The 10,526-nt window shown below is 47.8% G+C and carries 11 protein-coding genes; 4 read left to right on the forward strand and 7 right to left on the reverse strand.

Annotated elements, in window-relative coordinates:
- From NZ772_06700 to NZ772_06710, 3 genes are all read right to left on the reverse strand, one after another.
- Window positions 1–143: redoxin domain-containing protein (locus NZ772_06700; GenBank protein ID MCS6813245.1), on the reverse strand; the 143-nt coding region annotated here is incomplete at its 3' end.
- A gap of 107 nt (window positions 144–250) precedes the next feature.
- Window positions 251–1,549 (reverse strand): tetratricopeptide repeat protein, encoded by a 1,299-nt coding sequence (locus tag NZ772_06705; protein MCS6813246.1) that lies wholly within the window; start codon window positions 1,547–1,549, stop codon window positions 251–253.
- A 42-nt stretch (window positions 1,550–1,591) separates the two neighbouring features.
- Window positions 1,592–2,416, reverse strand: a complete 825-nt coding sequence (locus tag NZ772_06710) for a Uma2 family endonuclease (protein ID MCS6813247.1) — start codon at window positions 2,414–2,416, stop codon at window positions 1,592–1,594.
- Window positions 2,417–3,215: 799 nt separating this feature from the next.
- On the opposite strand from NZ772_06710, the gene NZ772_06715 reads away from it, so the two are divergent.
- From NZ772_06715 to NZ772_06725, 3 genes are all read left to right on the forward strand, one after another.
- Window positions 3,216–4,529 carry an SAF domain-containing protein gene (locus NZ772_06715; protein MCS6813248.1) on the forward strand — a complete coding sequence of 438 codons (1,314 nt, stop codon included), beginning with the start codon at window positions 3,216–3,218 and terminating at the stop codon, window positions 4,527–4,529.
- A gap of 48 nt (window positions 4,530–4,577) precedes the next feature.
- Complete coding sequence (locus tag NZ772_06720) at window positions 4,578–5,519, forward strand: glycosyltransferase family 2 protein (protein ID MCS6813249.1); 942 nt, start codon at window positions 4,578–4,580, stop codon at window positions 5,517–5,519.
- Window positions 5,520–5,761: 242 nt separating this feature from the next.
- The gene (locus NZ772_06725) at window positions 5,762–7,096 is read left to right on the forward strand and encodes an ABC transporter substrate-binding protein (protein ID MCS6813250.1); all 1,335 of its coding nucleotides are present in this window, start codon (window positions 5,762–5,764) and stop codon (window positions 7,094–7,096) included.
- A gap of 460 nt (window positions 7,097–7,556) precedes the next feature.
- Here the strand turns inward: NZ772_06725 and NZ772_06730 are convergent, their stop codons facing one another.
- The 4 genes from NZ772_06730 to NZ772_06745 all read right to left on the reverse strand — a co-directional run bounded on the left by NZ772_06730 (window position 7,557) and on the right by NZ772_06745 (window position 9,381).
- On the reverse strand, window positions 7,557–7,874 hold the full coding sequence (locus tag NZ772_06730) for a hypothetical protein (protein ID MCS6813251.1): 318 nt from the start codon (window positions 7,872–7,874) through the stop codon (window positions 7,557–7,559).
- An 84-nt stretch (window positions 7,875–7,958) separates the two neighbouring features.
- Window positions 7,959–8,207: a hypothetical protein gene (locus NZ772_06735; GenBank protein ID MCS6813252.1), complete on the reverse strand. Its 249-nt coding sequence runs from the start codon at window positions 8,205–8,207 to the stop codon at window positions 7,959–7,961.
- 24 nt (window positions 8,208–8,231) lie between these two features.
- The gene (locus tag NZ772_06740) at window positions 8,232–8,858 is read right to left on the reverse strand and encodes a cupin (protein MCS6813253.1); all 627 of its coding nucleotides are present in this window, start codon (window positions 8,856–8,858) and stop codon (window positions 8,232–8,234) included.
- A gap of 4 nt (window positions 8,859–8,862) precedes the next feature.
- Window positions 8,863–9,381, reverse strand: coding sequence for a hypothetical protein (locus tag NZ772_06745; GenBank protein MCS6813254.1), 519 nt, complete (start codon window positions 9,379–9,381; stop codon window positions 8,863–8,865).
- Window positions 9,382–10,076: 695 nt separating this feature from the next.
- Here NZ772_06745 and NZ772_06750 point away from each other — a divergent pair.
- Window positions 10,077–10,526 (forward strand): 4Fe-4S binding protein (locus tag NZ772_06750; protein ID MCS6813255.1); only part of this gene is annotated, 450 nt, incomplete at its 3' end.

A 10,526-nucleotide genomic window follows, 5' to 3' on the forward strand; every position in this document is an offset into this window, starting at 1 on the left:
TCTTTCGTGCAACCAGGGGTATCATCTTTTGGATAAAAGTAAAGCACAACAGTTTTGCCTGCAAAGTCAGATAAGGAAACCGTATTACCATTCGTGTCTTTGACAGTGAATGCAGGGGCAGAAGAGCCAACAGCCAAAACCATAGAAAGTCACCTCAGCGGCTAGAGTTGCCATAACCATTTTTCACTACAGATTGTAAATGAGAGCTTGCCTCATCTGTTTACAGAATCCAAGTGATGGGTGCGTAGGATTAACGATCGCTCTCTAGGTCGAAAATCACCTTTTCTAGATACCAAGCTTCAGATTTTCCAGGATACCGCTCTTGGGCGATCGCCAACAACCGTTCAGCAATCTCTCGGTTACCAGAAACCATACGCAGAAGGCGATCCCATAGCTGATTACAGCGATCAATCTCAGCTATATCCAAGGGCTGAGTTGCACTACTTTCCACTGGTACCTGAATCGGCTTTGCTTGCAATGCCTTAATCTCCTCAAGAGTGCGCTGATAGCTATCGCCATCTCCTTGGTTAAGCCACAGATTAGCCGCCTGTTGGAGGTCGCTAATTGCCCCCGCGCGATCACCAAAGGCTTCCCTTGCCAAACCTCGTTGATAGTAAGGTTCTGGCATAGTAGGAACAAGATTGAGCACACGGGAATAATCTGCGATCGCCTGTCGATAATCTTGAAGCTGACGGTAAGCATTGCCACGCTGCAAGTAGACTTTAGGATCTTGAGTAGATACGAGCTGGTTAAGGTCATCGATCGCCCCACGGGCATCCTCCAACTCCAGGCGCACCATAGCTCGATGCAATAGCATCTGAGAGTCATGGGGAGCAAGACGAATCGCTTCCGTAAGGTCATGAATTGCTGCCTTGCGTCTGCCAACTTTGGCATGGACGATGCCCCGCTGGCAGTATGCCTTTGCATTTTGGGGATCGGTAAGAATCAACCAGTCCAAGTCAGCGAGAGCATCCCGGTAGTTACCTTGTTGCACCTTAGCCATAGCCTGCTGAAAGAACTGATCCAAGTTAATCCAGGGTTTGGTCGCTACAGAGGCAGCAACCCCAGAGGATGGTAAGGCTGAGTCTGCCTGAAGTTGATTAATAGTGTCTAGACACCGCTGGGCATTCGTCTTATCTTTTTGAGATAAGTAGAGTTTGGCAGCAGTTTTATAGGCAGCAATGGCCTGAGGAATGTTGTGTTGTTTGCAGTAGGCTGTACCTAGCACATTGTGGGCGGCTGGCAAATTGGGACTAAGGCACAACGCTTGCTCTGCATCCAACATAGCAGCCTGAGGCTCACCCATTGCTAAATACAGTAGGGCACGCCCCAAATGAGCCTCTGCCGTTGGCTGTAGCTGCAATGCTCGGTGGTAGTCTGCTAAGGCACCATCGCGATCGCCTAAATCTCGTCGCAAGGTTGCTCGCTTCGCATACACCTCCGCTCGCTGTGGATCTATCTGCAAGGCATGATCAAACGCCTGTAGAGCACCTTGGCGATCGCCCATCTTCAACTTTTCTAGTCCTTGCTGATACCCATCCTGCTCCATAGTCCTTCAATCCCTGCCCTAGCCAGACCAACGCATACACCACTACACTACTGTATCTGGGTCAACGCCCAACTCCCGTAACCGCTCCGCTAACCGTTGAGCTATCTGCTCTGCCTGCAACCTAGCCTGCTCTGCCTGCAACCTAGCCTGTTCTGCCTGCAACCTAGCCTGTTCTGCCTGTTCTAGAGCATATTCAGTTTCTTCCTGTGTCAACAGATAGCGCTGCTGTTCAGGGTCGTAGAATCTCAACCCATAGGACAATAGGTGTAATTCCAAGTTCAGCACATGGCTAGCTAGACACAGGGTGCCGTCCGCTAGTGTGCGCGGAAGCATAGGCTTATATACTCCATTCACAAGCTGATACCCTATTAAGGGTACAGGTTGCAAATACTGGGCTGTCGGATCATATTGAATATATTCCTGTACGCCTAATTGTTGATAGAGAGCAACCTTGTTGCGATTGTCCTTTTGCACTGTGGAATGGGATGTGATTTCGAGAGCAAAGTCAGGTAGCTTGCCCCCCTCTAGCCAAACCTTATAGGTATTGCGATCGTGATTTGGAATTCCTATCACCACAAAGGTGTCTGGTGCTAGAGACGCACGTGGATTGCCCTCCTCGTAGTAGATAAACAAATTACCGGATACGTAGACATCGGGACGGTGACGATAGTACATCCGCAAGGCTTTTGTAGAGTAGTGAATGTAGTCACGCTGAATGTCACCTTCCGGCATCCCTTCGCCATCCTCATCCGGGTAATCAATCACTCCATCAGTATCATGTGCATCGGCATTGTACGAGTCAGTATCGTACTGGGGGCGCTCAAGTTCATCAGCGATCGCATAAGGTGGATTGATAGAGGTAGTCATTGCCCTGCTCCCAATGACATCGAGCTGATCCATAGCCTAGCATATGCCATTTACTGGGATGGTTTCTCTAACACGTTGTTATAGGTATATGTGTAGCTACTGCCTCCCTAGGTTTAGCCTCAGAAATCCACTTTAGAGACTCGTAAGAGATTCGTAGTAGCGCCTGAAAACCATCGACGGTTCAGTCGAGAAGATAAATTTTATACACTTACTAATCTGTAATCAACTGTCCAGAGAGGATCATACTCAGCGAAGTGTCACTTCGGATTGATACTGATCAAAAGGTTAGTACACCAGGCTTTGGATATGTGCCACTGTTGCCCTTACCCTAGATTCCTCACTAGCTTGGGCTTAGGACTTTGAGATGGCTCACCCCATCATTTCCTGGGTGGGGAGAGCCTCTGGGATGAACGCGAAAATGTATCTCAGCAAATGTAACAATTGTCTTAATGATCAGGGTGAAATCACCCAATTAACATTTAGTGCTGTAGTATAATTCGCTAGTAGTTAAGCAACGATAATTGACTAAACTGCGGTCTGATTGCAAGGATTACAAAGCGAAAGTTGATGACTTGAGCAGTAAGAAGACTGGTTAAGTGACAAAGCTATCAACTTATGCCAGAAGCCTTTGCCACGCAAATGAATGTGACCTTTGCTGACTTGCAGAGGCATGTTTAGTGACTCAAGCATTACTCAATAGTTGCCAACTCCTAGTTGCCAATTCCTCAGCTCTGATCAGTCAATTAGTGAAGATAGTTACCGTTGCTGCACCTCTATAACCCTTGGGAGTTGATACTACATGATTATTGTCGATACCGCTCTAAAAGCTCGCCAAGAAAGCGGGAACCTGGTTCGAGTGGGAATGATTGGCTCTGGGTTTATGGGTTGGGGTATTGCTAATCAAATCATTAACTCCGTACCAGGGTTGGATTTGGTTGCTGTCTCTAGCCGTAATTTGGAGAATGCTAGACGAGCGTATGCTGAATCTAGAGTGACCGATGTTCGTATCGTTAAAACTGTTAAAGATTTGAATGATGCGATCGCCCACCACCAATACGCCATTACAGATGATGCCTCCCTGCTGTGTCGTGCTGACAACATCGACATCCTGATTGAGGTAACGGGTACCATTGAGTTTGCTGCTGGGGTTGTGCTAGAGGCGATCGCCCACGGCAAAGACATTGTGCTGATGAATGCTGAACTCGACGGCACGATCGGTCCTATTCTCAAAGTCTATGCTGACAGAGCAGGGGTGATTCTCTCTGGCTGCGATGGTGACCAACCCGGTGTGGAGATGAATCTGTACCGCTATGTTAAGAGCATTGGCATGACCCCTCTGCTCTGTGGCAACATCAAGGGCTTGCAAGATCCCTATCGTAACCCCACCACCCAAGAAGGGTTTGCCAAAAAGTGGGGACAAAAGCCTCACATGGTCACCAGCTTTGCTGATGGCACTAAAATTTCCTTTGAGCAAGCGATTGTTGCCAATGCTACAGGCATGACGATCGCTAAACGAGGAATGCTAGGGTATAACTTCACAGGTCATGTCGATGAAGCCACTAAGCTCTACGATGTCGATCAACTCAAGGAACTGGGTGGCATTGTTGACTACGTAGTAGGCGCAAAACCCGGCCCCGGTGTATTTGTGTTTGCTACCCAAGATGACCCTTACCACAAGCACTACCTCAACTATTACAAAATGGGTGAAGGCCCACTGTACAGTTTCTATACTCCCTATCACCTTTGCCATTTTGAGGTGCCCTTATCGGTGGCCCGTGTGGCGTTATTCAGAGATGTAGTCATTGCGCCTCTAGCAGGGCCAAAAGTAGATGTCATTGCCGTGGCTAAAACTGACCTCAAGGCAGGGGAGACTCTTGATGGTATTGGTTATTACATGACCTACGGACAATGTGAACGCTCAGAGGTTGTTTGGGCACAGCGGCTGTTACCAATCGGGCTAGCAGAAGGCTGTCGGTTAAAGCGAGATATTCCCAAAGACCAAGTGCTAACCTATGATGATGTGGAATTGCCAGAGGGTCGCCTGTGCGATCGGTTGCGGGCAGAGCAAGATAATTATTTTGCGCCAGCCAACAAACTCGCAATGGCCAGTTAGGGCTATCCTACAGGTTAGTTCATTCATCATGCGTCTTTAGCGATAACTATGTCTCAATCAACGTCTCAACCAACGAGTCGGCTCAGTGAAATCTCTCTGGTTACTGCTAATTTTGGTGAGGGCATTGTCCTTGCTGATGTGCTCCAAGACTGGTTTCACTTTTTAGGGGGAAAGCCTGGTGAGGTTGTATTCATCGACTGTGGCAGTGATACAGAAACCCAGACCATCTGCTGGCAACTTTACCAAGAGGGATTAATCGACAGATTGCAGTTGATTCACCCAGACAATGATGATTTTGGGCGAGACAAGGGCTATATCAAGGAATACACAGCCGGCGCGGTTGCTAGCAAGCCCTATCTAGTGCTGTTTAAAACAGATACCTTGCCCTATCGGCGGGGGCACGACGGCTGGCTAGAGGAGGCACTAGACTATCTTGATCGTGACGACATATTTGCCATCAGTGGTGCGTGGAACCTGCCTTCAAAACATCGTGATGCTTGGGATGGCTGGTACTTCAGCAAGAAGTGTAGCTATAACTTTGCTGTAATTAAACGGGATAAGTTTATGGCAGCCGCCCATGAGTTTGCCCATGACTTTATCCTTTCTGGATTTACGGGCAAAAACCCAGCAGAAGCTACAGACCAAGGACGCTATTTTATCGAGGTTGCCTTTGAAAAATACCTAGAACAACATGGTATTGATGTGTTGTCTAAGGTGGAAGACATTAATTGGACTGTGTTCCACACTAACACTCACAATCAACTCCTCAAGCAAGTTAGGGAAGACTACCTGGCACGACGTAATGTTGAGCAGTTTATGAATCTTGGTTTTTCTGACAAGGAGCCGGATCCATCAAAGGCACGATACTACGGTTTGCCAGTGCCACAGGTTAGTTTTCTTAAAAAGTTGCGGATTGCCTTTGGAGCATCACCCTTGGGCACTCCCTGGCGAAGCTTGAAGCGGCGATTACCCCAAAAAAGTACACCATAGTGCTAGGCTCAGCCCTGCTCAGACTAGATAGCCGTGCGATCGTCAACCCAGGAACTGTCAAGGTTAGCTGTTACAACATATTCTCAGGCGATATTGCTGTTAAGCTACTCTTAAACTACAGTACCGACCAGTAATATTGCTTTGGTGAATCAGCTTGCCATAGCCAGAAGGCCTTGCGTGGCTCAGCTTGAGTTAACCAATGTTGAATGAATAATGGAACAGTGTTGAGGAGGTTAGTCACTATGGCCAAGATTGGGAATACACGAGTATTTCGCCTAAGTAGGTTAGTTCGAGGGGTAACCCTAGCGACGTTGGTATCAACAGTAGGGTTGTTAACCGCTTGTCAAGAGCCTGCTCCTACGGGTGCGGGCAGCAGTCCTAGTGACTCATCTCCATCTGCTGGTGGCGGAGATGGCCTGAAAATTGGCACGCTCTTACCAGCAACGGGAGATCTTGCTTCCGTTGGACAGCCGATGTTGGCCTCAGTGCCACTCTTAGTAGAGACGGTCAACGCCTGTGGAGGGGTTAATGGCAAGCCTGTTACCCTAGTTACGGCAGATGACCAAACTGACCCAGCAGCGGGCGTAGAAGCTATGACAAAGCTGGTAGAAGTCGATAAAGTGGCTGGTGTGGTTGGCTCCTTTGCCAGTGGTGTGTCTGGGGCAGCAGTAAACGTAGCAGTGCGTGGCAAGGTGATGATGATCTCACCCGGTAGCACTAGCCCTGTGTTAACTGAGCGGGCAAAGAAAGGCGAGTTTGATGGATTTTGGGCAAGGACAGCCCCACCTGATACCTATCAAGCTAAGGCACTGGCCAAGCTAGCCTCAGAAAGGGGGCTAAAGAAAGTGGCGACGATCGCCATTAACAATGACTATGGCGTCGCCTTCGAGCAGGAGTTTGTGAAGGCATTCAAGGCATTAGGGGGCACTGTAGTGAACGAAAGTAATCCTACTCGCTATGACCCCAAAGCCACAACCTTTGATACGGAAGTTAAGGCGGCCTTTGGCAGCAAGCCCGATGGTGTAGCGGCGGTGCTCTACGCTGAGACAGGTAGCCTTGTGCTAAAAGCAGCTTACCAGCAAAACCTCATGCAAGGAGTAACGGTGCTGTTGACAGATGGGGTTTATGCAGACGATTTTCCTGCTCAGGTAGGTAAGACTAAGGAGGGTAAGGTGATTTTAAGTGGCGCGATCGGCACAGTTCCCGGTGCTGGAGGCAAAGATTTAGCTGCCTTTACCAAGTTTTGGGAAGAGAAGCAAAAACGTCCCATGGCCCCCTATGTTCCCCATTCATGGGATGCAGCAGCATTGCTTGTCTTGTCTGCCCAAGCGTCGGGACAAAATACAGGTGAAGGTATCAGGAACAAGTTACGAGATGTTGCCAATGCTCCTGGGGAAGAGGTTTCAGATGTATGCAAAGCCCTAGAACTGCTGAAGCAGGGCAAAGACATCAACTACCAAGGCATGAGTGGTAGCGTTGATATTGATGAATATGGGGATGTCTCTGGGGTTTACGATATTTGGCAGGTCGAACCTGATGGCAAGTTGAAGGTAGTTGGGCAAGTCACTCCTCAATGAGGAAAGTAATGGCCTATGACAGGGATAATGGCCTGGAGCAGTAACCTACAATCTAGTGTTATACCAATTCTCAAGCTGTTGCCCCAGATGGCTTGTAGTAAGGACTTAAGTCCTTATTACGAACTAGTGGGTTATGTAGCTGGCCTTTGGAGAGAGGGTATTAGGCTTGGCTGCGCTCGCTCGTGATAATCTGAGCAATTGTTGCTGGTAATTCCTCTAGCCCAGTGTCGGCCTCAGATGGCTTGTAGTAAGGACTTAAGTCCTTATTACGAACTAATGGGTTATGTAGCTGGCCTTTGGAGAGAGGGTGTTAGGCTTGGCTGCGCTCGCTTGTGATAATCTGAGCAATTGTTGCTGGTAATTCCTCTAGCCCAGTGTCGGCCTCAGATGGCTTGTAGTAAGGACTTAAGTCCTTATTACGAACTAGTGGGTTATGTAGCTGGCCTTTGGAGAGAGGGTATTAGGCTTGGCTGCGCTCGCTCGTGATAATCTGGGCAATTGTTGCTGGTAATTCCTCTAGCCCAGTGTCGGCCTCAGTAGGACTCACGGGCGATCGAAAGGTGTAGTTGGGATCACATTCCCCCGTGTCATAAACCTGCAATACCCAACGATCGGGAAGTCCCTCTACACCAATTTCCACAATGTGCCACGTTTCACCTACGGCCCGTGCCTCTAGCACCGAGAACCATTCTTGATCCTCAACGGGAACTTCTAAATCATTCATCAGGAAAGCGATCGCCCGTTGTCCTGCCTCTGCAGTAGTGACCCCTAACATCATCTTTGCCTCCAACTAAAGTGATGGTTGAACGTGTAACTTGAGGTAGTGATTAGCAGCCTGTGGTTACATATGCACACGTATGTACTATGTTGAGGACATTGGTGGATACAGCCCCAGTTCTTTGCTTAACTGCCGTGCTAGGAAAATCAAAAACTTGGCAACATCTTGGTTATCTTGATGGGCCATCATCGTCGCCACTTGCATCAGACAGGTAACAAACCCGGCATCGAGTAAATCAGGTTGGCTGTTCAACACGATGGGTTCGTCTCCATTCGGGCATTTGAGCAGACGATCAATCAAATCAAAGTACTGGTCTTGGCGGGTGATAGACATGATGGATTTTGCAAGGTTGGTAGGTTAGAAGTTTTTAGCTGTGTGGGTTACAGGATCAAATTCAAAGCGCTGAGAATGGTGAGTTTCGCCATAGATGCTGAATGTGACAACTGGCTCATCCCCCAAGGCAACAACGGAGTGAATAGCACCAGGCGTAAAACTGATAACATCACCCGGTAACACAATCATCTCTGCGGTTGGCTCCACCCAATCTGGGAATTGAGGATCGGGCACCCGTTTCCATAGGATATTCTTTTCTTCCCCCTTTAGCATAGCTACAACGCCCCATGTACCGTGGTTATGTACAGCAGAGCGAGTTCCTGGTAAAGAGGTAGCAATTTGTACGGTCAGGGGATAGCCAATTTCATCGTAGAGGACAGTTACCCCGGTGCCTGTGTTGATATTGGGGGTGGCAAACTGGGTTTGTATCCAATAGGAGTTGGTAATCAGCCGACGCACTAGGAACGCTAATTGTGGCAGGCAGTCGGCTTCATCGATTGCTCCCTCTAGTACATCCTCTACCTCTGTTAAAAAGCGGTGGAACCGATAGGGAGTCCGCAATAGATCCCATTCTCTTGCAGGCTTACACACCTGCCACTCGCCAGTATCTGTTACTAACAAGTCTCGATACTTCATAGCAGTTTGTACCATATTTTCAGTCCTCCTCATCGTCAGAGTGAGTCAAAATCTGCAATACGGTGGCTGCGCCAAATTCTCCCTTTGTGTCTAGTTCACTAACACGGCTGGTAATTTCCACTGCTTCAGCGATCGCCCCCATTCGAGCCAAAATCAGCCCAGATGCAGCATAGGCATTGAGGTAGAGGCGAATAGTGATATCTTCTTGACGTTCCCTCAGAATTGGAGCCAGCAACTCCCAAGACTCTGGAAGCTGCTCTAGTTGCTTGATGCGTTCAATCACCTGTGTAGCCATGGTTAAGGCAGCACTATTGTTGTGCTTGTAGAAGAAGTACCGATAGGCAGCAACAAGGACATCTAGAGACTGATGGGCGATCGTTAGTGCTTTTTGTATATAGGCTTGAGACTGTGCCGTATCTTCCCACGTAGTTGCTGCTGCTATGAGCAGTTGTTTAACCTCAGCAGGCAAGTCATACCAGGATAATGTCGGTTCACAGGTTGATTTACGGTGGGGTTGAGGGGTTACACACACTGGCATAGGAGTTTAGTAGGCATAATCATAGGAAGAGGCTATGTCTACTTATATCAGTTCCCTTTTGGCCAGTTAGTTATTTTACACTCCATCATTGGCTACTCTTGCTCAGGAATTCGAGGATCTCAACTGTCTGCCACAGAGCATTACAGCCCATTTTTAGCGCTAGGGGATAGGTATCTCCAGTTCAGAAAATGAGTAGTAATGGGTCAAGGGACTAGTATTTTTGGCATGAATACACCAAATCAATCATTTTAGTAATCTTTTTTGAGAGAGAAAATCTTGAAAATTTTCCGTTTAAGTCAGAACTTTTTCCAAAGTTGATGACATTATCAAGAATTTTCAACATCTAGAAGTCATAAATTGACGACATCAAATCCGTAACGATCACTACCAAACCAGTCTTTAAATTGCTCGCTATGAACATATTGCAGCCACAATCTTAAGAAAATATTTAATCAATTGAATTGACTGAAAATACAAGAGATTTTTGTCTACAACTAGGTGTTAATTACTTCTTAACTAGAGAACACGAATATTTAGGTTTCTGTTAGCTTGTACTCCTAGTGATCTGGTTGACTTACAAGCCTAAGGTGAGGAGTTTGCTTGGTTCGGGTTAGTTCTCTGTCCCTCAATGTTATGGGCTGGATTATGTGCTAGGGGGACTGTTTGGTCATTGTTGTTGCTAGCCGTGCAATCCTATGGCTCACACTATTACGAATCGCTGTACGCAATGTGGAGTTTGTGTTCCCCAATGTCCTCAAGATGCTATCAAGCGTGAAGGTGAGGACTATTGGATTGACCCGATGCTCTGTAATGACTGTAGGGGCTATGCGGATCAGCCGCAATGTGTCAGTGTTTGTCCAATTGACTTGCCACCGATGCCGTTGCAGGCAAAAAAAGGCAGATGCAAAACTAGCGATCGGGTAATTCCTAGCCCCAACTTGTTTGTCAATGGTAAAAGCAGCCCCTTTGCCTCGGCGATCGTCATCTGGGAAGCCTGTAATGTGCTAGCTCAGCGCCAATCTCTTCCCTGGAAAACAGATGTAGATGGTGCACTGTGCTATGAGCGGCAAGTCAACGGTGGTCGAGGGACAATTACTTTGCGATTAACCAATGCCCTTGCTACTGAGCCTAACGTTCCATTAGAC

Source organism: Cyanobacteriota bacterium, from assembly GCA_025054735.1.
GTDB lineage: Bacteria > Cyanobacteriota > Cyanobacteriia > SKYG9 > SKYG9 > SKYG9.

What these genes read in the sequence shown, in the direction of transcription:
- NZ772_06705 (MCS6813246.1), bottom strand. Translation starts at nt 1,549, where the DNA reads ATGGAGCAGGATGGGTATCAGCAAGGACTAGAAAAGTTGAAGATGGGC.
- NZ772_06710 (MCS6813247.1), bottom strand. Translation starts at nt 2,416, where the DNA reads ATGACTACCTCTATCAATCCACCTTATGCGATCGCTGATGAACTTGAG.
- NZ772_06715 (MCS6813248.1), top strand. Translation starts at nt 3,216, where the DNA reads ATGATTATTGTCGATACCGCTCTAAAAGCTCGCCAAGAAAGCGGGAAC.
- NZ772_06720 (MCS6813249.1), top strand. Translation starts at nt 4,578, where the DNA reads ATGTCTCAATCAACGTCTCAACCAACGAGTCGGCTCAGTGAAATCTCT.
- NZ772_06725 (MCS6813250.1), top strand. Translation starts at nt 5,762, where the DNA reads ATGGCCAAGATTGGGAATACACGAGTATTTCGCCTAAGTAGGTTAGTT.
- NZ772_06730 (MCS6813251.1), bottom strand. Translation starts at nt 7,874, where the DNA reads ATGATGTTAGGGGTCACTACTGCAGAGGCAGGACAACGGGCGATCGCT.
- NZ772_06735 (MCS6813252.1), bottom strand. Translation starts at nt 8,207, where the DNA reads ATGTCTATCACCCGCCAAGACCAGTACTTTGATTTGATTGATCGTCTG.
- NZ772_06740 (MCS6813253.1), bottom strand. Translation starts at nt 8,858, where the DNA reads ATGGTACAAACTGCTATGAAGTATCGAGACTTGTTAGTAACAGATACT.
- NZ772_06745 (MCS6813254.1), bottom strand. Translation starts at nt 9,381, where the DNA reads ATGCCAGTGTGTGTAACCCCTCAACCCCACCGTAAATCAACCTGTGAA.